Below are 21431 nucleotides of genomic sequence, written 5' to 3' on the forward strand. Positions count from 1 at the left end.
ATTTAATGTGGGGAGAGAAACGTATGTTGAAAGTGGGCTTGGTCGGCCTCGGATTTATGGGGCGGGCGCATCTGACGAATTACCGGCGCTTGGAGCAGGAAGGCTATCCGATCCGGGTGACGGCGATCTGCGATACGGATGAGGACAAGTTTCGCGGCATTTTCGCAGGGGGCAACATTCAGGTCGACGAGAGCAACCTCGCTTTGTCCGCCAGCCGCCACTATACGGACTACAGCCGCATGCTCGAAGAGGAGGAGCTGGATATCGTCGACATCGCGATGCCGAGCTACCTTCATGCGGATATGACGGTGCAAGCGATGGAGCGCGGACTGCACGTGCTCTGCGAGAAGCCGATGGCGCTGAGTACCGCAGAAGGAAGGCGGATGCTGGAAGCGGCGGAGCGGAGCGGCAAGAAGCTGATGGTCGCCCAAGTATTGCGCTTCTGGCCCGAGTATGAATATTTGAAGGAGACGGTAAACAGCGGCCGTTACGGCAAAGTGCTGTCCGCTCATTTTTTCCGCGGCGGGAATCCGCCGCAATGGACGCACAACGATTGGATGGTGCGCACGGAGACGAGCGGAGGCGGGCTGTATGACCTCCATATCCACGATATCGATATGGTGAACTGGCTGTTCGGCAAGCCGGATTCGGTATCGACGTTGGCGCTCGACGTACTGCCGGGCAGCTCGTTCGATATTATTTCCACCCAGTACGTTTATCCCGACCGGAAGGTGGTCAGTTCGCAGAGCGACCGGACGCTGGCCGGCGAATTCGGCTTCGAGATGTCGTTCCGCGTTAATTTCGAACGCGGCAATCTCGTCTACGAGAAGCGCGTGCTTCGCGACAATCCTGGGGACGGCAAAGCAATTGTGCCGCAGTTACCCGACGAGCCCGGCTATTACCGGGAAATTAAATATTTTGCCGACGCGGTGCTGCATGACCGGCCGATTGTGAGAGCCAAGCCGGAGGAGACGCTCGCGTCGCTGGCGATCGCCGAAGCGGAAGCGCGCTCTGCCCGGGAGGGCGGATCGCTGGTAAATATTGCGTAGATGTAAATTCGCGAAAAATCGCAAAAATAGCCCGGCCGGGGATTGCTCCGGACCGGGTTGTCTGTTATCGTTAAGAGAAAGGAGGGGAATCGCATGCCATTCAATATTGGTTGGACAGGGATCGTTCTTATCGTCTTGATCGCATTGCTTCTGTTCGGACCATCGAAGCTTCCCCAATTGGGACGCGCAATCGGGGACACGATGCGGGAATTCCGCAAAGGCAGCCGTCAGATGATCGCAGACGCCGAACAAGAGAACACCGACGACAGCAAAAAAACCGAGCGCAAGCAGGTAAACTGACGGTTTGATGAAGCCGGGAGATGACCGGACGACGGGAAATGGTCGGATGTGCATCCGGTCGTGTCAAGCGGGATGTTCTGGCGGATTTGTTTGAAACCGTTATCATGACCTATAATCTGGAAGATTTGGACTTGGACCGGACGTTCCCGCCTTTGCGGAGAAGCGTCCGGCTTTTCTTTGTGCGCTTTTTTTGCGTTTTGAACGGACCGATGGCAACGAAGTCGACCCGGTCGCGGTCCCAGAAATAAGTACGGTTTCCGGTCGCGTTTCCGTTGCCGCCGCTGAAGGCGGTCTGCTGCTTGCTGAACGAGCCCCAGAGCGGCGCCCGGTTGTTGCCGATAAAGACGCCGCTGTTCGGTCCCATCTCATTCACCCGGATTTCCTTAAAGATGATCGCTGATTGGGGAATCGCTGCCCCCTCCTTTCGTCCGGAAGCTCCGGGTGTGTGGTCAGCTACAGCTTACGCGGGAATAGGGAGCGCGGGTTGGGCGAATGACCGCATGGGTCCGAATCTTGCTACGGAGCTTTGTACGAATAACCCGAGGACGTTCGGCGGAGGCCGTCTGCGCCCGCCGGATTGTCTTCGCGGCCCGGTCGTCCGGCGCGTTTTTTTGGGGCGTCTGAGGTGTTCGCGGAATTGGGAGTTTGCGGCGGTGTCTGCTTGCCCGCTTCTTTGCCCCGAAACAGTGATTGCGGATCGAATTGGACGTCGAAGTTGTTGCCGAGATTCAGCGAACCGCTCAGTTCCTCGATATCCAGGGCGTCGAGCCGGAACGTTACATTTTCCACGACGGGGTGATGGACGTTCAGCTGGCGCACGACAATATTTTGTTTTCTCGTTTCGTTGGCCAGCGACCGGACCGTCTGTTCAAGCCGTTCGATTTGTCGTTCCAGCCGGGCCAGCTCATGATCCGCACTTTCCCGGGGGTCCGGCGCCGGTTTACCGCGCTGCGCAAACCATTTGAACATGGCCATTGTCCTTTGTGTACGGGATTTTGACAACTTGTCTATAACAGTATATGGGCTGACCCTGGAAACGATGCTTGCGCTTTGCCGCGGGCACGAATAGGACAACAAAGACCGGTCATATATATGGTTTATTACGACGGAATGGAGGGAACGGCATGCCGGGAACGATTATCTTTAACGGGATCTATGTGAACGCTCAAGAGACGAACGGCGCCATCTTCGTCGGCGAAAATGCGGCCCCCGGCTGGGATTCGCACAATAAAAACCAAATGTCGATAGGCTCGATTACGAACGGCTTCGGAGGCGGCGGCAATTTCTCGGGCAACTTGAACCTGCTGTCGGATAACGATTTCCTCGATACGCTTATTTTCGACGGATTCGAGAAGGAAGGCGGGGGCAGCATTCAATCGTAAGGAGGAGGCGGGCGGAGGCCATGCTCGATACGAAGTTTCTCGTACAGTTCGACCGGATCGTCGTGAATGTGATGGAAACGAACTCGGGCGTATTTATCGGCACGAACCTGCAGTACGCGTGGAGCTCCCACAGTAAAACGAATGCCAGCATTACGGGCATATCCGGCGATCATCATGAAATTACGGGCAACATCAATGTGATTTACGATAACGATATGATCGACACGCCGATCGACGACCGGGACGTTATCTTAAGCGGGCAGCAGGTGGCGAAAGCGTGCTAGCCGGGGTCTCACGGCGGCGGCTGAGAGCGGAAGGAGGGGATGAATATGCGCCGTTCAAACGAGGAAGAGGCTCCAGCCGGACGCGCTCCGTTTGACTGGGACGACTTTCAGAACCGTTTTTTCGGCGAAGGCGGGTGGAAAGAAACGTGGAACGGCGCATCCGGGACGATTCCCTGGGTCGACCGGTACGTGAAAGGCATCCTGGCGGAAGCGGTGCCTGACTCCGCTGCGGCGAACTTCAAGCCTTCCGCCGCGCCTTCCAGGCAGACGGCTGTCGCTTGCAACGTATTCGAGACGCATCGCGCCGTCATCGTCAGAGTGAAGCTGTCCGGAGGCCCGGCCTCGCGGGACGTCCGGGTGTTCGGCACAGCTTACGAGCTCCGGCTGGCCGGGTTGCCCGGAGGAGAGGCAAGAACGATCAAGCTCCCCGTGCCGGTAAGGCTCGATGGAGCCAAGGCGATCTGCAAGGAACAGATTTTGGAGGTGACGCTGCCGAAAGAGTCGGAATCGCCCGTCAAGGAGATTCCGGTCCGGTTTATGGGCGACAGCTGACCGAATCGGCTGGAGACGGGGCGGGCGAAACTGAAACTGAACGGTCCACCCGCGAGCTGCCGGAATCCCCCGGCAGTTTGTTTTTGTTGGAGGACGGCGCTCTGTCCTGCTTCTCTGCTTCTAGCTGGGGGGAGGGAGGCCCCGAATAGGAGCGGTTTGCAGCTTTTATTTGGTCCGAAAACCAGCTTGGTCGCTACCAATAAGAGCGGTTTGAAGCTCTAATATCCCGCAAAAAAGGCGCAGACCCTTTCAGGTGGCAGAAATAAGGGGTACAAACCGCCTCTATTTGTCACTTTCCTCCCAAGATGCCGAAAATAGGAGGTGCCAGAGACTCTTATAGAGTTAGTAGCCTGTACGCATGACGTTTCCGTTCCGAAAGCGAAATTTGGGTTCGTCTGTCCCGGTTCCTGATGCGCATGTGACCGCCTTCCGCATACGATATCCCGAGGATGTTGAATCGGATCACGGAAGCGGAGGCGGGGGACATGGCGGAAGAGAAAGAGAGGGACCCGTGCGTCCGCTGCGGACATCAGCCTGAGAAAGCCGACAAGTATTGCGTCCGCTGCGGCGCACCTTTGATGAATCGCTGCACCAAAAAGAAAAGCCCTTTGCACAAGGGCTGCTCGAAGGTGAATCGCCAGGATGCGGCGTTTTGCTCAGATTGCGGATCGCCGACCGTATTTAGAGAATCGGGATTGCTGTAGCCAGCCGGCATGAACTTCCTGCGGTTCAGCCTTATTTGGCGACAAGGTCGGCTTGCCCGGCCGATTCGCGCACGAGATCGGTAAACCAGCGGCGAATCGGCTCGGGAATTTCCTTGGCTTCTTCGCCGGACAACCAGTCCATAAAATCCGAATCGTCCAGCGCTGAGTGGATTCCGGACAACCTGTTGTTATTTCCGGTTACGTCGCCGAACCCTTGGTTATGCTTTTTGTTGCTTTGAAAATGGGACGGAAAGTTATTGCCCATATTGACGCAGGATGCGCCTTCCACGCTGCCGATCTCGATATGCCCGATCACGAAGTTCGGGGAAAACAACGAAGCGGCCATGATCTCGAGCCTCCCATCGCCCTGTTATGAGGATCGCTGCGGACGTTTCTTCTGAATATGTATGCCGCCATGCGCCTGATTGCGGGTTCCGTCAAACGAGCCCATACTTTCGCTGACTTCCTCCCGGCTCGTTCTCCCGATAATGACATTGATTCCGGTATTAACCGACGAGCTGTCGGTCAACTCGTCGATCCGGATCGATTCGAATCGGATGCGTACCATTCGGTTTTCCCTCCCTTAATCCGAAGCATCGTTGCTCGGCTCGCTGTCTGAATCTGCAAGATCCGCCGGATCGATAACGATATCGACCGGAGAGTCGGCCTCGAGCTTCCGGAGAAATTCGACGGTCAGCAGTCCATCGCGTATACGGGCTTTCATACCGGTTCCGGATATGCCGGGAGGAAGCTCGACCTTGCGGTGAAACGGCCCGAAAAACCGTTCGGCTACGATCAGCTCATCTTCCTCCACCGGATACGGACAAGAAAGGTCTCCCCGGATATGGAGCGAGTTTTTGTGAAACGACAATTTGACGGCATCCGCCTTGCAGCCCGGAAGCTCGACGATGACGAAGAGCCGGTCCGCCGTCAGGTAGACGTCCGTGCGCGGTTGCTGCGTAGGAATCAGTCCGGATATATCTTGCCAAAATTGATCGCCCAACGTCCGGTCGGCTTGGGAACGAAGGTTTTTCCAAAATTGGCGGGGGATTTCGCTCACGGCAGCCTCCTTTCGGCATGGGCCGGTTCGTACTCTTTTATTATCGTATGAGCAAAGCGGCGATCCCATGACGTCGGAGAACGGTCTCGCTCTTGGTTGCCGATTATCTTCGGCGGAATCCGTATGGTTTGGGGGACAAAAAAATAAAGCCGGAAGCACGCAGCGAGCGTCTCCCGGCTTTATTGAAACGGTAGCGACTAGGACTATACGAGTTTCACCAAGTGCACGACCTGCGCGTCCGTCCATATCCGGATCACGTGGTTGACGGAATCGTACTGTACTTTACCTTCGCCGATCTCGATTGTAGGCTCGGCCCCGAGCCCGTAGAAAATATCGTCGGCCAGCGTACACATATATTCGATCTGCTCCTCGCGATCGAGTTCCTCCCAGTCCGCCCGCTCCATAGCAAACGATTCGTAACAATTGTCAATTTGTCCGAGAGCATGTCCCAAATCCCGTACGATGTCGCGGTATTCGCGATTGAACCTGACGCCCATAAGCTGTTCACGACCTTTTTGTTTTCACATTTAGCTATATCTTACCAGATGCGGCGTGGTGGAATCCAGCAGGCGACCGAACAAATTGATCGGCCGGATCGGTACAGTGGAACGGAACCATCCGATTCTGATAAAATTGGATCAATTGCAAGCTAATGAAGAAAGGATGGTTCCCGTATGAAGGCTGAGGCCAAGCAGTTTTTGCTGGACTTGCTGTCGACTCCGTCCCCCTCCGGTCAGGAATGGGGCATACAGCGGAAATGGATGGATTACGTAAGACCGTATGCACAGGAAATCCGGACAGATATGGCGGGCAATGCGATTGCCGTTCTTAACCCGGAGGCGGAGTTCAAGGTGCTGATCGCCGGACACTGCGACGAGATCGGGCTGATCGTCAGCCGGATTGACGAGAAAGGGTTTATTTACTTTGACGCCTTGGGAGGAATCAGCCAAAAGCTCGCGGTCGGCATGAAGGTGGATATATTGGGCTACGGAGGCCGGCTTACCGGGGTAATCGGGGCTAACGCCCAGCATCATGGCGGGCTGAAGGAAGAATTTGAATTCTCCGATTTGTGCATCGACTGCGGAGCGGCGAGCAAGGAGGAGGTTGCCGCTTTGGTGCAGGTGGGCGATCTGTGCGTGTACAAGCGGGAGCCGGAGCTGCTGCTTAACGACAGGCTGAGCGGGCGCGGACTCGATAACCGCACCGGGGCGTTTATCGCCGCAGAGACGCTTAGACGCGTTGCCGGGCGGGGGGCGAAAGTCGGCGTGTATGCGGCCAGCACGGTCAACGAGGAGACGAATATGGGAGGGGCGTATTTCGCCGGTGCCGGGGTTGCTCCGACGATGGCGATTGCGGTCGACGTTACGTTCGCCACCGATTACCCGGGAGCGACGTCCAAGCATGAGATCATCGAGCTGGACGGAGGGCCTGTGCTTGCCAAGGGAGCGCCGATCAACCGGAAAGTCAACCGGCTGCTCGAGCTTAGCGCGCAGCGGTTGGGCATGCAGCTGCAATACGAGCTGACGCCTCGCAAAACCGGGACCGACGCCGATATGATTCGTACGACAGGCCGGGGCGTTCCGATCGCGCTCGTCTCGCTGCCGCTCCGTTATATGCACGCTCCTGTGGAAACAGCCAGTTTGCGGGACATCGAGCAAGAGATCGAGCTGCTGGTCGATATGATCGTACATTTGTCCGGAAGCGAAAATTTGAACCCGATCCACGACGAGCTGTAACACTGGAAGCCCCGTACTGCCTCAACAGGCATGCGGGGCTTCCTCGCAACTATAAGCAGGCAGATGTCCACGGGGAAGATGGAACCGGAAACATTGCGAATCGATCCAGCTGCTGTATTCTGGGAATTAAAGTGATTAACCACATTAATGACTGTCTACGGCCCTTCCCCCCAATCGCACAAACTGATGAACCTAGGAAGGGGATTTGCAGCGTCATATTAAAAATTCGCCTGAGCCCTAATAAAGTAAACCGCGACTGTTCAAACCCCATATACCGCTTCTTCCCGTTGAAGCGTTCCTCTGTCTGGATGAGACCCCGCTCAAGCTTTTATTTAATTCCATTAATTAATTAAGGAGATGTTCTTCCCGCACATATCGCTGTTTCTCTTCGGCAATCGGCTGGTTATAATCAAATTACAGAGAACGTTGCTGGATAAGGAGGCGGCTTATGGACAGACGGACATTTATCCGGAGGATGCTGGCAGCAGGCTTCCTGACGGCCGCCGCTGCGGGAGGCGCATGGACATTCGGGCTGGACCCCGCAGAGAAGCCGGGCTTAGACGAACCGGCCGGACACACACGGCTCGGAGAGCAAGGTATCGTATGGGGCAATGAGGACGATCCGTCCGGTGCGCTGCTGTCATTTATGATATTGAGCGACTTGCATATCAATAGCGGCGTTTCGTATCCCAGCGACAATTTGCGCCGCGCGCTTGAAGATATGAAAGCTTTCGAATCGAAGATCGAGTCGATCGTACTGACCGGCGATATTACCGAATCGGCGACCGAAACCGACTATAAGGAGTTCCGGAACGTGATGAGTCCGTACAAGCTCCCGCCGGTATACGCCAATATGGGCAATCATGACTATTACAACATCTGGATCGACGCAAACGGAGCGTGGAGCAAGGAAACGATGCCGAACGGCAAGTCCGATCGGCAGTCACGTATAATGTTCATGGAACAGTTCGGTCTGGATAAGCCGTATTCGGAAGCGGTGGTGAACGGTTACCGGCTGCTGCTGCTGTCCCAGGAAACCTACGTTCAGGAAAAACTGGACGTCGGGGAAGGCGCGTGGTATTCCGACGAGCAGCTGGCTTGGCTTCGGGAGCGGCTGGCGGCGCGGAGTGACAACAAGCCGGTCTTTATTATGATTCATCAGCCGCTGCCCGCCGCCGGACGCAACGGAGGCAATCATTCTATGATCCGGGCGAACGAATTCCGGGATATTTTGCAACCGCATTCCCCGGTTTTCGTATTCTCCGGCCACACGCACCAGGATTTCCAGAACGGCAGGGAGCATTACGTCAAGGAGACGTTTCACTGGTTTCAGAATTCGTCCGTCGGCCGGGTGTTGAACGCCGAGTTCAGGCCGTTCAGGGAGCAGGTGTCGCAAGGCTTATACGTGCAAGTTTTCGAAGATAAGATCAGGCTGCGGGGAAGAGAATTTATCGGGCGTTCTTGGATCGAAGAGGCAGACTGGACCGTTCCGCTGGCCTGACATCCCGTGCGCGGTTACCGCTGTTATGAACCTGACTCCTGCTACTTATGCAAAATATTGTGCCTGACGATAGCCTGGACGAAGCGAGAGACGACTATTTTGAGCGGAGTCCGGTAGCGGCGTTCTCCATCCTGGAGCGAGGCGACACTTTCCCGCTAGGGGAAGGGTACGTTCGATGGTTTACTTCGGAGCAGCTGCGGAGCGAGCTGGAGGATACCCCTTTTCAGCTCGAACGATACGAAAGCGACGAGCTTTATGACGGGGCCGGTTATATCCGGATCGCCGAGCTGTCCAGACTGGGGTAGCTTGCCGGTGCGGGCATTGTGAACCGGAGGGGGAAAGCCATGAATAAAAGCGTGCCGGGTAAGATTGCTTTCCTGGCGGTAACTTTGATTGCACTGGCGTCCATATATTTGAATTTGCAGCTTTACGACCAGTTGAAGGAGGAACGGCATCCGATTATACTTACCCATTTCGACCGGTATGATTTGGAGTTGTTTAACGATTTCGCCGACCGGTTTCAGCAAGGAAAAGGGGGATATGTTCTCCTGATCCCGCCGGTCGTGGACGGAGGTTACTGGATTCATGACGTACATTCACAAGGAAAAGAAATCAGATGGACGATCGACAACACCCGGGACGGAATGACCGGCGAGGCCGACAGAGGGAAGCGGGAGTTTGTCTGCCGTGCGATCGAGCGGATTGACGGCGGGACGAGCTACACGTTCGCGCTGAGCCGGTGCAACGGTTATAATGAGGGGGAGAAGATCCCTGTACTTTCGTTTAATAAAGACGAACTCTAGAACGGGGCGGTCGCCCCCATTATGTAGACAAAGAAGGTCGATCGGCCGGAAACGAGGGATACTTATGGATTTGTATGAAGCGATAAAAAGCCGGAGATCGATTGGCCGGGTCAAAGACGAGACGATCAGCCGGGAAACGATCGAGCTAATCTTGGAAGCGGGCAACTGGGCGCCGAGTCATCATGCGACGGAGCCTTGGCGTTTTTATGTCATGAGAGGCGAAGGGCGGAGCGTGCTGGCCAAAGCGTACGGCGATATCGCCGTCGAAACGGCGAAGCCGGGCAATGCGGCGGATGAAGCCGAGCTGCGGGCGAAGCAGGGGGCCAAAGCTTTTCGGGCGCCTGTCGTCATAGCCGTCGCCGCCTCGCCTTCCAAAGAGCCTCAAGTGAACCGGAGCGAAGAATTCGCCGCCGTCCATGCCGCCGTGCAAAATATGCTGCTTGCCGCGCATGCCGCCGGTCTCGGCGCGATCTGGCGTTCCGGCGAGCCGATGTATCATCCGATCATGAAGCAGGCGTTCGGTTTGACCGAAGACGAGAAGTTAACCGCGCTGATCTATCTGGGCTATCCGGATATGCCGACTCCCGCCAAGTCGCGACGGCCGGTTCAAGAAAAGACGGTGTGGATCGATACGGCGGCCCGGTAACTCGGAGCCGGGAAGAAGAGATGGCGACGAAGCGGCACTTGCAGAGTGCCGCTATTTGTGTGGAAAAGTATCATGTTTTTTGTTAGCGCTTTTACTGTGAGGTATGAAGATTGAAGGTTGGAGTCTCCGTCACTTCAACCTTGCATTCATTCTCCGGTAGGCCTGCGGCGTCGTCCCGGTCCGTTTTTTGAACGTTTTGCAAAAGAATGAGGATGAGGCGAACCCAAGTTGCTCTGCGATGAGGGAGACAGGGAGTTTGGTATGCGCGAGTTGCTTACGCGCCGCCTCGATCCGAATGTCCGCCAATTTCTCACTAAAGGTTTTCTTGTACATCCGTTGCAGGACCCGGTTCGTTTGACGAGTGCTGAGATGAAGCAGGCTGGATAAATGTTCAAGCGTCAAATGAGAGGAATAATGGTCGAAGTAATCATCGATCAGCTGGCTGCGCGTATCGTCGATACTTGGGATAGGAATCGGAACGGATACAGCGCTGAAGCCGGTTAAGGCACGCATAAGCTCGACCAGGATCTCGTTGAAGCCTGCCTGCACAATGGTGTAGTAACCGAGACGGCGCTCTTGCAATTCACGGGTGATCCGTTGAAACAATGGGAGCAGGCACTCCTGATTCGGGATACGGCGCAATTCCTTGGAAAGGAAAACAGCTTTTAACGTCTCAGCCTCTTCGGGCGGGCCATCCGAGTGCTCATCGGCTTCGACATATTCGAAACGGAACGTGTATTTGCGTAACGGTGCGAAGCGATCCGATTGGAAGGCGTGGTACAGGCCGGACGGAATCAGGTAGGCCGTATGAGGGATAAGCGCTTCCTCCTCCTCCTGTCCGCTCAACGTTAACAGCCCGGAACCCGATGCAACGAAGTGCAGTTCACTCATCGCATGATTGTGCTGATTCTGCATCGCGGGCGAGCCGTCAGATAGGAACGTTCCATCCATATGTATGGTGAACATCAAGCTCCCGATCCGGGTCTGGACTATAAAATTCGTTGCTGCGATGAATTCCATAACCTTCCCCCCACTCTCCCATGTAAGCTGAAATAGCACGATAGTGACATGTTTCTGCAAAAGATGGCGCTTGGCCGGCTACTGCCTTCCTCCCCTTCAAGCTATACTCGGGGTGCAGCTAAAAAAATATTACTACAAACGGAGGAAACAAGCTATGGCGCAACCATTCGTCAAAAAACTATCCCAACTTCCCGGCTATGAGGGGGAGGGCGTCACCTTCCTGGAAGAGCACGAAGCAGAGACGATCTCCAGCAACTATGTGAGGCTCTCCAAGGGCCAGAGCACAACGGTCGGCAATCACGACGATGAAGAGGAAGTCTACATCATCATGGGTGGCCGAGCGAGTCTCAGGCTGAACGAAACCGTTTATGAAGTCGAATTCGGGGACGTCGTCTACATCCCGCGCGATGTAGAGCACCAAGCGACCTGCATCTCCGAAGAGGATTTCGAGTACATTTGCGTCGCGAACTGGCCGGATCGAATCCCGGGCCAACCCGTCCATCACAAGTAAGACGAAGGCAGGGGAGAATGATGCGTTTCGGAGTTGCAAAAGATTTGATAACCCCGGATTTGCCCACGTACATGGGGGGATACGGCTCCTTTTTCAATAAGCCGTTTCAAGGCGTTCATGACGATCTGTACGTGCGGGCCTTACTTGTACAAGACGGTGAAACGAAGCTGATATTCGTATCGCTCGATCTGTTATTCCACGATTTCGCCCTGACTGAAGAGCTGCAGAAGTGGAGTGAAGCCACCTTTCATATCCCAGCAGACCATTTCTTCCTGACCTACAGTCATACGCATGGCGGTCCCGCAATGGTGGGCTATGACGATGCAAGTCAGCATTCGCCTAGCTATGAGCGATTCCTGCTATCACGAATTAAGAGCTGCGTGTCCAGGGCGATGGTCAATACATTTGAAGGGACGCTGCAGGCTGGAGGAGTGAACGGGGACTGGAATATCAATCGCAGGCTGTCGGCAGACGGAGAAATACAGAACTTGCCAAACCCGGAAGGGGCAAAAGATGATCGCTTGCATGTGCTAAGGGTGTTGGATTTAGATGGACGGACCAAAGTCGTTTTATTTAATTACGCCTGCCATCCCGTCACGGTCCGAGATACGTTGTACCTTTCGGGGGACTACCCCGGCCGGATTTGTCACCTCCTTGAAGCCGAGTATTTCGGGGCGATGGGCATTTTCTTCCAGGGGGCGGGCGGAAACAGCCGACCGAAGGCGACGGCATACAAGGGCATGTTCATCACCTGCACCTATGACGAAATAAATGAAATGGCGATTTCGATCGTTCAAGCGATCAAGCTGCTTTTGACCAATCCGAAGGCGATGGTTCAAGTACAACCGGATGTGGCGGCCTGTCAATTCAAGGTTCACCTAGAAATAGATCCGTATCCAAAAAGCCATTTTGCTGCAATCGCAAGTGACCCAGCTTCGCGGCCGGGGTTGGTCGGCATGGCGAATCGAGTACTAAACCACTATGATCACATGCCGGACTATGTCATCCTGCCCGCCGGGCTTATCCGATTAAGTGCCGATCTCTACATCGCCTATATGGGCGGAGAACCGTGTTACGAAGTGAAGCGGAAGCTGGAGCGGCTGTTCCCGGGTGTCACGCTTCTGTTCTGGGGGTATGCGGATGCGACTGCCTATATACCCGACGACCAAATAATCGTGGAGGGCGGCTATGAAGCGGAAGGGTCTGTCGTTGAATACGGATTGAAAGGACCGTTCCGGCCCGGGATCGACAAGCGGATGGCGGAGGCGTTTACGGCGGCCTTTCGTGCTTTGTAGTTGATAGGGGCACTATCGTGAGCAACGGCGTGAACGAGAACCGGCATGTGCAGCCGGTCGCCTGCTTCGAATGGGATCGGGCGTTCCCGTCACCGGCCGTCAATCGAAGGCGAGTGGTTGAAGGCACACCTTTGGTATCGACACGGGCGGGTCGAATATGGAGCCGAAGCTGTCAACTGGTAGTAGCTTTTATCGACTTTTGCGCTTACCCGGGAAATGGCGAGTGTATTTCCCATAGCGATCACAGCTAGTAGAAATAGGTTCGAGACGTGGATGCAAGTCCAAGCAACTCTACCCTTCTCTCATATATTGAATGCAGAGGAGGTGATAGAGAGAATGAACAAAGTTGTAATCTTGCAAACATTCCCTAGGCTGTCGCTCTATTCCGACGAGAACTTCAGAGGACGGGTTCGCGTGCTGCGCGGCAACTTGGGAATCCGGAATCTCGACGGCCGGTTTGATGTGGAGAGCCTTCGTTTTTTCTCTACAAGCTCCAACGCGACTCTGGTCTTATTCTCGCGCCGTAATTTCCAAGGAGCGTTTCGCGTATTCCGAGGCAATCGCAGTATTGCGGATCTGGACGATATCATTGCAGGCAACGATGCGGATTCTCTTATTTCTTCGAACGTCCGCCTTACTTTGGCCCAGATTCGGGAGATTCGCAGAACGGGCAGACTACCAAGCGGGTTTAGAAGAATTTGAGAAGACTGGAGATGCACGAAAAACGGCGCCTATCCCGCGCCGTTTTTTTGTCGTCATACGGATATTGCCGAGGCAATTTAATTGTATCCGGAATACTAGGGACACGCTGCGCCGATCGGGTAAACCATGGGATTGCCGGGATGTTTACTCGGAGTCGGCATTGCGCAGGTCGTCCAGCAGCTTGCTCATATCTTCCGGCAAAGGCGCACGCACTTCCATCCGTTCGCCTGTCCAAGGATGAACCCAGATCAGTCTCTCGCCGTGCAGCGCCTGCCGGTGAATGTACCGGCGCGTTCCGCCATACATGCCGTCCCCGGCCAGCGGGTGGTGGATCGACGATAAATGAACGCGTATCTGATGGGTGCGTCCCGTCTCCAGCCTGAGACGGACAAGCGTATGGCCCGCGAAATATTCGACGACCTCGTACAACGTCACGGCCGGATCGCCCGTTTCGCTGACACGTCTGCGTGTGGAATGATGGCGGTCCTGGGCGATCGGTTTATCGATTTTCCCTTTCCGTTGCTCGAAGGCGCCTTCGGCCACCGCCAAATAGATTCGTTCAATGGTTTTCTCGCGCATCGCCTTATCGAACTCGTAATGAGCCAGCTCGTTTTTGGCATAGAGGACAGGACCGGTCGTTTCTTTGTCCAACCGGTGGATATGCCGCACCCGGCATTTTTGCCCCGATGCTTCATAGTAGGCGGCTACCGCATGAGCGAGCGTCCCGCGTTGTCCCTGCGTGCTCGGATGGACTTCGACGCCGGCCGGCTTGTTCACGACAAGCGTAAAGTCGTCCTCGTACAAAATGTTCAAGTCGACCCAGTCGCCGGGAAAACCGGGAGATTCGCTGGGGAACAGCTTGATCCGAAGCAGCTGGCCCTGCTTAATAATGCTGTTCGTAGCGGTTAATCGACCGGCTACCTTGGCAGGGATCGGGAACGATTTCAAAATGACCCCAAGCGGAGCGGACGCCAGCGAATCCGGGAGCTTAAACTCCATCCATTCGCCTTTGCGGCGGCCCGATTTCAGACTGACCGTTTGTTTCGGGGCCGGTTTGCCGCTTGGCCCCGGCTTGGTTAACGCGGCGGGGACGTCGCGCCGGTTTGTTCTCGCCTGGGCTTGCTGGTTCTCGTGACGATGATTCGTTTTCCCCACAGGAAGCTGTTTATCGGAACGGCTGTTTTTGGCAGCCGAGTTGGATTTGTCATTGGGATTCGCTTTTTTGGACCCCGGCTTTTGCCGGCCGCTCCTGCCGCCGCCTGGCGCCGGTTGTCTTGACCGCCGACCCGATTCTCTCACTTGCAACACCACCGCGTCTCATCTCTATTTTTCAATACGATTTATTTTACGATAAATCAAAGGGAAAGCAAAACGAAAATGAATAGGATGGTTTCAAATGTCCGAATTGATACATGTTATTACCTATAATTACATTATATCTTGACTTGTGACTCGAGATTCCCTTATACTGAGAAGGTCAGATGGGAATAAGTGGGAGTGGTGCGGGTGTACACCGTAGAGGAAGTTGCCAAGTTATTGGATATGCATCCTAGAACGATTCGCAGATATATACGGGAAGGCAAGCTGTCCGCAGGCAAGGTTGGCGGCGAATGGAGAATCCGGGAGGAGGAGCTTGAGATGTTCACAGGGCAGGCGGTGAAAGTGATTCACGAGTCGGCGAAGCGGGATATCGAATCGTTTCTCAGCGAACATCAACCGGGGGAGGGGGAGAAATACCAGGTTTGCTCGGTCATCGATTGCAGCATTCGACAGGACGAAGCGGCGCGGATCGCGCAGCAATTGATCGTGTTCATGAACGAAGACAATCCGGCCCGAGGCAAGGCGAAGTTCCAATATTTTTATTTGGAGGAAGAGAAGAAAAGCCGGTTTGTCCTGTGGGGGAAGCCTTCGTTTGTCGGCAGGCTGCTCACGGCGATTGGGGAAATGGCCGAGAAGTAAGATGAACGCGGAGCCGCTGCCAGCCGCGTATGATACGTATAAGGAGATGCCGCGCGGCTCTTAATGAAGCCTTTGTTCCTGTACAGAATGGATTTCGTCACGAGTGCATGTCCGGATATTCTGATCCGGAGGCGGGAGGTGGACGTTGTATACAGGCTGCTTGCTTTGGATATTGACGGCACGTTGTTAACATTGGACAAAAGGATATCCGCTAAGACGCTGGAAGGCGTGAAGGAAGCGGTAGCGGCAGGCATTCAAGTCGTATTGTGCACAGGCCGCAGTTTGCGGCAAAGCTCCGACATTACCCGGCAGCTCGGCTTGGAAGGACCGGTTATTACCCATAACGGCGCGGTCACGTCGGAGATTGGGAGCAGAACCGTACTGGACCGGATGTCGTTTCCGGTGGAGGCCGTCGCCCCTTTCATTCACTACTGCCGCGGGCGCGAAATTCCTTTTCGAGTGTATACGGCATTCGATATGGTCGTGGAGCGGCCATACAACGAAAATCTTAGGGACTATTCGATACGGAAAGATGTTCTGGCGGAGCGCGAGCCGGTAGTAAAATTAAAAGTGGAGGACGATCGCAGAATGGGCGGATGGCAATCGATTGGGACAGCCTTAAGAAAAACGGTGAAAGATTATACGATGGACATCATGCATCCGAACGCAAACAAGGGCGAGGCGCTGGCGCGGTTGGCCCGGTCGATGGGGATCGGCCGGCAGGAGGTAGCGGCGATCGGGGATCAATATAATGATCTGAGTATGATTCAGTATGCCGGATTGGGCATCGCTATGGGGAACGCTCCTTGGCAGCTTAAACAGAGAGCGGACGCCGAGACGGCTTCCAACCAGAATGATGGGGTTTACAAAGCAATCGTCAAATATGTGCTGCGATAATTTCGCGGAAAGGCGGCCGCTGCAACGATGAAAAGGAAATATGCGAACCGTGCAGACTGGTTGCGGATTCTAAGCAAAAGATACGAGCAACAGCGGCTGGATCATGCCGGGTTTCACGGGTATATAACTTGGCTGTGGCTGGACCGGGTGAAGCAGCCCTTGGAGGTGGAGGTACAGGGAGTCCGCCGTTGCGTAGCCGACGACGGGTACGTATGGATGCAGTTGTTTCCGGACGGCGGGCGCCATACGCTCACGATCATGCTCGACCGTAAGCTGCAGGTGAGGCAGTGGTATTACGATGTTGCCAGGGAAGTCGGACTATCCTCGGACGGAATCCCTTATTGGGACGATATGTATTTGGATGTCGTCTGTTTTTCCCCCTACGAGCCCGATCTGATCGATCAGGACGATTTGGACGCTGCGTTGGAGGAAGGAGTAATTTCGAAGGAGGACTACGAAGAAACCTGCCGGGAGGCCGAGGCTTTGCTGCAAAGCGTTAAGGACGGTACGAACCCGTTGATACGAGTCGGACTGGAACAGGTGGAATCTATGGCCGCCGGACTGAAGTAAGCTGGAATAAAATAATGAGAGAGTGCAGAAGGATGCAAGGGATAAGCTGAACTACGCACATTACTTGATGTGATTAATTATTCAGGATATTAATGTCATTAAATAAATGCACTGCTTCGGCGGACGGAGGTTGTTCGGATGGCACAATATGACGGGTTTGCGATGCAGTACCGGGAAATTTTGAATAAAGGCGGAGCCGGCGGCCCGGAGCCCGCTTTCCGCTATATGGAGGAGCAGCTCGGATGGCTCGGGGATTTGGCCGGCAAGTCCATTTGCGACATCGGCTGCGGCCAAGGACAGCTTAGCATCCGATTGGCCGGCATGGGAGCGAACGTCACCGGTGTCGATTTAAGCGCCGAACAGTTGGCGTATGCCGCAGCCGAAGACGCTTCCGGACAGATTGTCTGGGTGCGGGACGATGCGATGAGCTTGAGCAGCATCCAGGACGAATCGTTCGATTTCGCCGTTTCGAGCGTTATGCTGATGGACGTGCCCGATCATCGTTCGGTCTTCTCGGCCGCTTGGCGGATCTTGAAGCCGGGCGGTTATCTGATATGGGTGATTATGCACCCGTGCTTCCAGTCGCCGTTCAGCCATCCGCTCGGAGACGGAGGGCGGCACGTATCGGAGTACCGCGAACAGTTCTGGAAGTCACGGGGCCACGGGACGATCCGATCGACATTAGGCGCCTATCACCGGCCTTTGTCGGTGTATATCAACGATTTTATGCAAGCAGGCTTCCGGCTGCTGCGAGTCGACGAACTGGACCGGCTGGAGCCGACGGTCGACGTGTTGCCCGGACATTTCGCCGCTGTCGGACGGAAGATGGACGATGCCCGTTGACCGCATATTTGCAGCAAGAAAGCCTCGCTTGGATAAAGCGATGACAGCCCTGGATGCCCGGGGCTTTTTTGTCGTATATGCCCGGACAACCTGCTTATTGCCCATCAAATGAACAAAACGGATTGGATTTTGTCGAAAAGCTCCGCCGGTTATAGTACAATGGGACTAATTGCCACTAGGGATTTGGATACCGGTCGGGAGGGTTACGGGTTGAAAAGTTTACAGACTCGCATCGTGCTGTTTTTCTCTGTTTTAATGCTGATTGCAGGCAGTGTGCTGAGTTATACCGTGTACACGTCGTCAGCGGAGCTGATCAAGAAATCGCTCGGCGACCAGGCCAAGACCATCGCCGCGCAGGCTGCGGGCAAAATCGATACCGCCGCATTCCGCTCCATGCGGGCCGACTCCGATGCGTACAAGCAGCTTCGGCTGCTGCTGAACGACATGAAAGAAACGAACGGCTTGAAATATTTGTATACGATGACGGTCCGGGAGCAGAACGGGCAAATGGAATACGTCTATGCCGTCGACGGAGCGCCGCTTGATGCCAAGGAGGACGTGTCCGAATTCGGTCAAGTGGAGAAGGAGCCGTATGCGGAACTCGCTCGGGCGTTCACGGAGAAGCAGGAGCAAGTCGGCGAGCTGACCAACGACGATTCGTATGGAGCGACCGTTACCGCTTACGTGCCTATTATCGATCCGGCGACGGGGGACATGCTCGGTGTTGTAGGGGCGGACTTTGACGCGACAGCGGTGTATGAGCGGCTGCAGGAAAACAGCCGGTATATGGTGTGGGTAACCGGGGTTATTTTACTTGCGGCGGTATTGGCGACCTGGTTGCTGGCCCGGATTCTGCTCGGTCCGCTCAAACGGCTGACCGCCGCTTCGAGGCTGGTGCAGGCCGGAGACTTGACCGTACGCGTCGAGACGTCGCGAAGCGATGAGATCGGAGTCCTCTCGCGGGCGTTCCAGCAGATGGTCGGCGAATTGTCCGCGATGATCCGCTCGATCAGGGATAACGCGGTCCGTCTCAACGAGGCGACGGTTCAGTTGAACGATCATACCGAGCGGACGAGCGAATCGGGAAGACGAATGACGCAAAGCATCCGCGAAGTCGCGTCGGGGGCCAGTGTGCAGGTGCAGCGGTCAGCGGAAACGGCCAAATCGGTGGAAGAGGTCAGCGACGGGGTACAGCGAATTGCGGAATCGAGTTCCGTAGCGGCGGAAGCGTCGCTCATCGCGGCCGATCAGGCCAGACTCGGCAATACCCGTGCGGAACGCGCCATGGAACAAATGACGTTTATTGCCGAAACCAGCGAATCAAACGTCGAGGATATGAAGCGGCTGGAGCAGCGAACGGCTGAGATCGGACAGATCGTGGTGGCGATCGCGGATATTTCCTCGCAAACGAACCTGCTTGCGCTGAACGCCGCGATCGAGGCGGCCCGGGCGGGAGAGCACGGCAGAGGGTTCGCCGTCGTAGCAGATCAGGTTCGCAAGCTGGCGTCGCAAGCCGAGGAGTCTTCCCGCCACATCTCGCAGCTGGTGGATACGATAGCCGAAGAGACGAGCCGCGTAGCGGGGTCGATCCGTGCCGGCTCTAAGGAAGTGCTGGACGGGCTGGAAGCCGTCCGGCAGGCGGACGCCGCTTTCCGCGCTATCCTGAGTGAAGTGGAGCGCGTAGCCGCTCAGGTGCAGGACGTGTCCGCGGTCTCCGAAGAAATCGCCACAGGCTCGGAGCAGGTAAGCGCGGCGATCGACGAGATGGCCGTCATCTCCCAGGAGGCGGCCAAGCATTACCGCAGCGCCGCCGACTACTCGGAGACGCAGCAGTCCTCGATCGAGCAGTTGAAGCGATCGACCGGGTCGCTTCAGGAGATGGCCGCCGAGTTGAACGTGACGATCCGCAAATTCAAAGTGTAAACGGATGGCATTCCCGGTTTGCAGACAATCATGGTAAGATGGAGAAGCTATTGGCGAATATGAACCGGAGCGTGCTCCGGACCGGGAGTGTAGAAAATTATGATTACCCGCATCGTGACCCCATCCGAAAGCGGCAAACGGCTGCACCGATATATAAGATCCTTGATGCCCAACTATCCGCTCGGCCAGATCTATAAGATGATCGATCAAGGCAAAGTGAAAGTAAACGGCAAACGGAAAAAAGATACATACGAGCTGGCGGCCGGCGACGAGCTGACGATATGGATCGAGGAGGAAACGTTCAAGGAGGCCGCGATCGGAGCGGTCGATAAAAAAGTGAAATTCGCCGGCGTCATCTCGAAGATCGACGTTATCTACGAGGATGCGGAGCTGCTGGTCGTGAACAAGCCGGCGGGACTGCTCACTCACCCCGATCAGACAGAACAAAAGGATACGTTGATCACCCGCGTTCACGCTTACCTGCACAAAAAGGAGGAGCTGGACAGCCGGATGTTCCTCCCCGCGACGGCGAACCGGCTGGACCGTAATACGAGCGGACTCGTGCTGGTCGGCAAGACGGCGGGGATGCTGCACCAGTTGAACGATTTGATCCGCAAGCGGGAACTGGACAAATTGTATATGACGGTCGTTGAAGGAACGGTTGCTGAAGGCGGTACGGTGGACGCCCGGCTGATCCGGGACGAGCGGGGCAACCGGACGAGGGTCGTGAAGGACGGAGCGGCTGCCGCCGGCAGCGGCCGGGAGCAGGAGGAGAAAGACGCGGTTACGCGCTACAAGCCGATCCAAGCCGGCAGAGGGTATACGTTGATCGAAGTCGAGCTGATCAGCGGCCGGACGCACCAGATCCGGACGCATATGCAAAGTATCGGCCATCCGCTGCTCGGAGACGTCAAGTACGGCGGCAAGCCGTTCGAGGATGTCCGCCATCAATTGCTGCATGCCTGGAAGATCGTCCTAGCGGACGGCCGGACATTTACGGCGCCGCTTCCGACGTTGTTCCGCTCGGTGCTCCGGAAGACCGGCATCGACTTCGATTTGTCGAAATAGAAAGCTTAGCTCAAGACTACTCCCCGATCACCGTTCAGGGGAGTTTTTTGGTTCCGTGGCCCCGTACCGATCCAGTGGGTTCGACGGCTAACGAATCGTGACGTGCTTATGGGCTGAAAAACGATCATTAGCCAGACTAACGAATCCGGACGTCGTTATCAGGCCGGAAGCGGAAAAATAACGATCCGATTTGCGGAAATAACGATACAAGAGTTCGTTACAAATGTAAACGTCCGCATTCAGCTGTAATAACGATGCCCCGGTTCGTTAGCCATTCCGCCGACAGAAGACAACAAGACTTCAACAGCGGTTACTCCGGGTCGTACTTCAAGAGAATTCATCAGTTCAATCCATAGCGCTCAAACAAACCGACTATCCTTGCTGCCGACGCAGCGCAGCGGCTCCTGCCGGTGACCGTTCTTCGTACGCGCAGGTTTCATCCTGGAAGCGGGGAGGAGAGGTTGCATGGCTGACAACAGGGACCTGGATGACCTTGCTGATGACAATACGACCTTTATCGCCGAGCAAGCGGACTCAGCGGCCGTTATCCGGCTGTATCGAACCTTTTTCACCAAGTCCATGTAGATTCTTATAACGGAACGAAAGTTTGCAGCTGCCTTTACAAA

28 protein-coding genes are annotated in these 21431 nt (G+C 55.4%); 20 read left to right on the plus strand and 8 right to left on the minus strand.

The features are described 5' to 3' along the window. Nucleotides 1-23: 23 nt before the first annotated feature. Nucleotides 24-1049, plus strand: coding sequence for a Gfo/Idh/MocA family protein (locus AC3Y2E_RS28565; RefSeq protein ID WP_379216586.1), 1026 nt, complete (start codon nucleotides 24-26; stop codon nucleotides 1047-1049). Nucleotides 1050-1142: 93 nt separating this feature from the next. Beyond that, entirely contained in the window at nucleotides 1143-1349 is a 207-nt protein-coding gene (gene tatA / locus AC3Y2E_RS28570) for a twin-arginine translocase TatA/TatE family subunit (RefSeq protein ID WP_379216588.1), read from the plus strand. 109 nt (nucleotides 1350-1458) lie between these two features. Here the strand turns inward: tatA and AC3Y2E_RS28575 are convergent, their stop codons facing one another. Continuing rightward, nucleotides 1459-1722, minus strand: a complete 264-nt coding sequence (locus tag AC3Y2E_RS28575) for a hypothetical protein (protein WP_379216590.1) — start codon at nucleotides 1720-1722, stop codon at nucleotides 1459-1461. Between the two features lie 143 nt (nucleotides 1723-1865). Next, the gene (locus AC3Y2E_RS28580) at nucleotides 1866-2318 is read right to left on the minus strand and encodes a hypothetical protein (protein WP_379216592.1); all 453 of its coding nucleotides are present in this window, start codon (nucleotides 2316-2318) and stop codon (nucleotides 1866-1868) included. Nucleotides 2319-2473: 155 nt separating this feature from the next. Between AC3Y2E_RS28580 and AC3Y2E_RS28585 the strand changes: the two genes are divergently transcribed. The 4 genes from AC3Y2E_RS28585 (at nucleotide 2474) to AC3Y2E_RS28600 (ending at nucleotide 4271) form a co-directional block, all read left to right on the plus strand. Next, nucleotides 2474-2731 carry a hypothetical protein gene (locus AC3Y2E_RS28585; RefSeq protein ID WP_190926628.1) on the plus strand — a complete coding sequence of 86 codons (258 nt, stop codon included), beginning with the start codon at nucleotides 2474-2476 and terminating at the stop codon, nucleotides 2729-2731. 20 nt (nucleotides 2732-2751) lie between these two features. After that, the gene (locus tag AC3Y2E_RS28590) at nucleotides 2752-3015 is read left to right on the plus strand and encodes a hypothetical protein (protein WP_379216594.1); all 264 of its coding nucleotides are present in this window, start codon (nucleotides 2752-2754) and stop codon (nucleotides 3013-3015) included. A gap of 45 nt (nucleotides 3016-3060) precedes the next feature. Further along, complete coding sequence (locus tag AC3Y2E_RS28595) at nucleotides 3061-3567, plus strand: Hsp20/alpha crystallin family protein (protein WP_379216596.1); 507 nt, start codon at nucleotides 3061-3063, stop codon at nucleotides 3565-3567. A gap of 485 nt (nucleotides 3568-4052) precedes the next feature. Beyond that, nucleotides 4053-4271 carry a double zinc ribbon domain-containing protein gene (locus tag AC3Y2E_RS28600; protein ID WP_332072413.1) on the plus strand — a complete coding sequence of 73 codons (219 nt, stop codon included), beginning with the start codon at nucleotides 4053-4055 and terminating at the stop codon, nucleotides 4269-4271. 31 nt (nucleotides 4272-4302) lie between these two features. On the opposite strand, the gene AC3Y2E_RS28605 is transcribed toward AC3Y2E_RS28600, so the two are convergent. From AC3Y2E_RS28605 to AC3Y2E_RS28620, 4 genes are all read right to left on the minus strand, one after another. Further along, entirely contained in the window at nucleotides 4303-4617 is a 315-nt protein-coding gene (locus AC3Y2E_RS28605; RefSeq protein ID WP_379216599.1) for a hypothetical protein, read from the minus strand. 24 nt (nucleotides 4618-4641) lie between these two features. Next, nucleotides 4642-4839 carry a hypothetical protein gene (locus tag AC3Y2E_RS28610; protein WP_379216601.1) on the minus strand — a complete coding sequence of 66 codons (198 nt, stop codon included), beginning with the start codon at nucleotides 4837-4839 and terminating at the stop codon, nucleotides 4642-4644. Nucleotides 4840-4854: 15 nt separating this feature from the next. Then, entirely contained in the window at nucleotides 4855-5331 is a 477-nt protein-coding gene (locus AC3Y2E_RS28615) for an Hsp20/alpha crystallin family protein (protein WP_379216603.1), read from the minus strand. Between the two features lie 203 nt (nucleotides 5332-5534). After that, complete coding sequence (locus AC3Y2E_RS28620; RefSeq protein ID WP_379216606.1) at nucleotides 5535-5828, minus strand: hypothetical protein; 294 nt, start codon at nucleotides 5826-5828, stop codon at nucleotides 5535-5537. 177 nt (nucleotides 5829-6005) lie between these two features. Between AC3Y2E_RS28620 and AC3Y2E_RS28625 the strand changes: the two genes are divergently transcribed. The 5 genes from AC3Y2E_RS28625 to AC3Y2E_RS28645 all read left to right on the plus strand — a co-directional run bounded on the left by AC3Y2E_RS28625 (nucleotide 6006) and on the right by AC3Y2E_RS28645 (nucleotide 10017). After that, nucleotides 6006-7067 carry a zinc-binding metallopeptidase family protein gene (locus AC3Y2E_RS28625; RefSeq protein ID WP_379216608.1) on the plus strand — a complete coding sequence of 354 codons (1062 nt, stop codon included), beginning with the start codon at nucleotides 6006-6008 and terminating at the stop codon, nucleotides 7065-7067. 448 nt (nucleotides 7068-7515) lie between these two features. Beyond that, nucleotides 7516-8568, plus strand: a complete 1053-nt coding sequence (locus AC3Y2E_RS28630; RefSeq protein ID WP_379216610.1) for a metallophosphoesterase family protein — start codon at nucleotides 7516-7518, stop codon at nucleotides 8566-8568. A gap of 59 nt (nucleotides 8569-8627) precedes the next feature. Continuing rightward, complete coding sequence (locus AC3Y2E_RS28635) at nucleotides 8628-8873, plus strand: hypothetical protein (RefSeq protein ID WP_379216613.1); 246 nt, start codon at nucleotides 8628-8630, stop codon at nucleotides 8871-8873. 39 nt (nucleotides 8874-8912) lie between these two features. Then, complete coding sequence (locus AC3Y2E_RS28640) at nucleotides 8913-9371, plus strand: hypothetical protein (RefSeq protein ID WP_379216615.1); 459 nt, start codon at nucleotides 8913-8915, stop codon at nucleotides 9369-9371. A 64-nt stretch (nucleotides 9372-9435) separates the two neighbouring features. Then, on the plus strand, nucleotides 9436-10017 hold the full coding sequence (locus tag AC3Y2E_RS28645; protein WP_379216617.1) for a nitroreductase family protein: 582 nt from the start codon (nucleotides 9436-9438) through the stop codon (nucleotides 10015-10017). A 129-nt stretch (nucleotides 10018-10146) separates the two neighbouring features. On the opposite strand, the gene AC3Y2E_RS28650 is transcribed toward AC3Y2E_RS28645, so the two are convergent. Continuing rightward, nucleotides 10147-11037, minus strand: a complete 891-nt coding sequence (locus AC3Y2E_RS28650; protein WP_379216619.1) for a helix-turn-helix domain-containing protein — start codon at nucleotides 11035-11037, stop codon at nucleotides 10147-10149. 154 nt (nucleotides 11038-11191) lie between these two features. On the opposite strand from AC3Y2E_RS28650, the gene AC3Y2E_RS28655 reads away from it, so the two are divergent. The 3 genes from AC3Y2E_RS28655 (at nucleotide 11192) to AC3Y2E_RS28665 (ending at nucleotide 13545) form a co-directional block, all read left to right on the plus strand. Then, entirely contained in the window at nucleotides 11192-11548 is a 357-nt protein-coding gene (locus tag AC3Y2E_RS28655) for a cupin domain-containing protein (RefSeq protein WP_379216621.1), read from the plus strand. Beyond that, nucleotides 11494-12843 carry a neutral/alkaline non-lysosomal ceramidase N-terminal domain-containing protein gene (locus tag AC3Y2E_RS28660; protein WP_379216623.1) on the plus strand — a complete coding sequence of 450 codons (1350 nt, stop codon included), beginning with the start codon at nucleotides 11494-11496 and terminating at the stop codon, nucleotides 12841-12843. Before AC3Y2E_RS28655 ends, AC3Y2E_RS28660 begins: the two co-directional genes overlap by 55 nt. A 336-nt stretch (nucleotides 12844-13179) precedes the next feature. Beyond that, nucleotides 13180-13545: a hypothetical protein gene (locus AC3Y2E_RS28665; protein WP_379216625.1), complete on the plus strand. Its 366-nt coding sequence runs from the start codon at nucleotides 13180-13182 to the stop codon at nucleotides 13543-13545. A gap of 144 nt (nucleotides 13546-13689) precedes the next feature. Here AC3Y2E_RS28665 and AC3Y2E_RS28670 read toward each other — a convergent pair whose 3' ends face one another. Next, nucleotides 13690-14844, minus strand: a complete 1155-nt coding sequence (locus AC3Y2E_RS28670) for an RluA family pseudouridine synthase (protein WP_379216627.1) — start codon at nucleotides 14842-14844, stop codon at nucleotides 13690-13692. A gap of 207 nt (nucleotides 14845-15051) precedes the next feature. Between AC3Y2E_RS28670 and AC3Y2E_RS28675 the strand changes: the two genes are divergently transcribed. The 6 genes from AC3Y2E_RS28675 to AC3Y2E_RS28700 all read left to right on the plus strand — a co-directional run bounded on the left by AC3Y2E_RS28675 (nucleotide 15052) and on the right by AC3Y2E_RS28700 (nucleotide 20805). Beyond that, a complete protein-coding gene (locus tag AC3Y2E_RS28675) occupies nucleotides 15052-15504 on the plus strand; it encodes a helix-turn-helix domain-containing protein (protein WP_190926656.1) in 453 nt (150 codons plus the stop codon). A gap of 138 nt (nucleotides 15505-15642) precedes the next feature. After that, nucleotides 15643-16401: a Cof-type HAD-IIB family hydrolase gene (locus tag AC3Y2E_RS28680; protein ID WP_379216630.1), complete on the plus strand. Its 759-nt coding sequence runs from the start codon at nucleotides 15643-15645 to the stop codon at nucleotides 16399-16401. 27 nt (nucleotides 16402-16428) lie between these two features. Next, entirely contained in the window at nucleotides 16429-16971 is a 543-nt protein-coding gene (locus tag AC3Y2E_RS28685; protein ID WP_379216632.1) for a DUF402 domain-containing protein, read from the plus strand. Nucleotides 16972-17109: 138 nt separating this feature from the next. Beyond that, complete coding sequence (locus AC3Y2E_RS28690; RefSeq protein WP_379216634.1) at nucleotides 17110-17814, plus strand: class I SAM-dependent methyltransferase; 705 nt, start codon at nucleotides 17110-17112, stop codon at nucleotides 17812-17814. Between the two features lie 210 nt (nucleotides 17815-18024). Continuing rightward, entirely contained in the window at nucleotides 18025-19737 is a 1713-nt protein-coding gene (locus AC3Y2E_RS28695; protein WP_379216636.1) for a methyl-accepting chemotaxis protein, read from the plus strand. 99 nt (nucleotides 19738-19836) lie between these two features. Continuing rightward, nucleotides 19837-20805: an RluA family pseudouridine synthase gene (locus AC3Y2E_RS28700; protein WP_379216638.1), complete on the plus strand. Its 969-nt coding sequence runs from the start codon at nucleotides 19837-19839 to the stop codon at nucleotides 20803-20805. The last annotated feature ends 626 nt before the right edge of the window (nucleotides 20806-21431 follow it).

It is taken from the genome of Paenibacillus sp. MAH-35, from assembly GCF_058135425.1.

Bases quoted from the DNA above. Each gene is read 5' to 3' on its own strand.
- AC3Y2E_RS28565 (WP_379216586.1), top strand. From the start codon at position 24: ATGTTGAAAGTGGGCTTGGTCGGCCTCGGATTTATGGGGCGGGCGCAT.
- tatA (WP_379216588.1), top strand. From the start codon at position 1,143: ATGCCATTCAATATTGGTTGGACAGGGATCGTTCTTATCGTCTTGATC.
- AC3Y2E_RS28580 (WP_379216592.1), bottom strand. From the start codon at position 2,318: ATGTTCAAATGGTTTGCGCAGCGCGGTAAACCGGCGCCGGACCCCCGG.
- AC3Y2E_RS28585 (WP_190926628.1), top strand. From the start codon at position 2,474: ATGCCGGGAACGATTATCTTTAACGGGATCTATGTGAACGCTCAAGAG.
- AC3Y2E_RS28590 (WP_379216594.1), top strand. From the start codon at position 2,752: ATGCTCGATACGAAGTTTCTCGTACAGTTCGACCGGATCGTCGTGAAT.
- AC3Y2E_RS28595 (WP_379216596.1), top strand. From the start codon at position 3,061: ATGCGCCGTTCAAACGAGGAAGAGGCTCCAGCCGGACGCGCTCCGTTT.
- AC3Y2E_RS28600 (WP_332072413.1), top strand. From the start codon at position 4,053: ATGGCGGAAGAGAAAGAGAGGGACCCGTGCGTCCGCTGCGGACATCAG.
- AC3Y2E_RS28605 (WP_379216599.1), bottom strand. From the start codon at position 4,617: ATGGCCGCTTCGTTGTTTTCCCCGAACTTCGTGATCGGGCATATCGAG.
- AC3Y2E_RS28610 (WP_379216601.1), bottom strand. From the start codon at position 4,839: ATGGTACGCATCCGATTCGAATCGATCCGGATCGACGAGTTGACCGAC.
- AC3Y2E_RS28620 (WP_379216606.1), bottom strand. From the start codon at position 5,828: ATGGGCGTCAGGTTCAATCGCGAATACCGCGACATCGTACGGGATTTG.
- AC3Y2E_RS28625 (WP_379216608.1), top strand. From the start codon at position 6,006: ATGAAGGCTGAGGCCAAGCAGTTTTTGCTGGACTTGCTGTCGACTCCG.
- AC3Y2E_RS28630 (WP_379216610.1), top strand. From the start codon at position 7,516: ATGGACAGACGGACATTTATCCGGAGGATGCTGGCAGCAGGCTTCCTG.
- AC3Y2E_RS28640 (WP_379216615.1), top strand. From the start codon at position 8,913: ATGAATAAAAGCGTGCCGGGTAAGATTGCTTTCCTGGCGGTAACTTTG.
- AC3Y2E_RS28645 (WP_379216617.1), top strand. From the start codon at position 9,436: ATGGATTTGTATGAAGCGATAAAAAGCCGGAGATCGATTGGCCGGGTC.
- AC3Y2E_RS28650 (WP_379216619.1), bottom strand. From the start codon at position 11,037: ATGGAATTCATCGCAGCAACGAATTTTATAGTCCAGACCCGGATCGGG.
- AC3Y2E_RS28655 (WP_379216621.1), top strand. From the start codon at position 11,192: ATGGCGCAACCATTCGTCAAAAAACTATCCCAACTTCCCGGCTATGAG.
- AC3Y2E_RS28665 (WP_379216625.1), top strand. From the start codon at position 13,180: ATGAACAAAGTTGTAATCTTGCAAACATTCCCTAGGCTGTCGCTCTAT.
- AC3Y2E_RS28685 (WP_379216632.1), top strand. From the start codon at position 16,429: ATGAAAAGGAAATATGCGAACCGTGCAGACTGGTTGCGGATTCTAAGC.
- AC3Y2E_RS28690 (WP_379216634.1), top strand. From the start codon at position 17,110: ATGGCACAATATGACGGGTTTGCGATGCAGTACCGGGAAATTTTGAAT.
- AC3Y2E_RS28700 (WP_379216638.1), top strand. From the start codon at position 19,837: ATGATTACCCGCATCGTGACCCCATCCGAAAGCGGCAAACGGCTGCAC.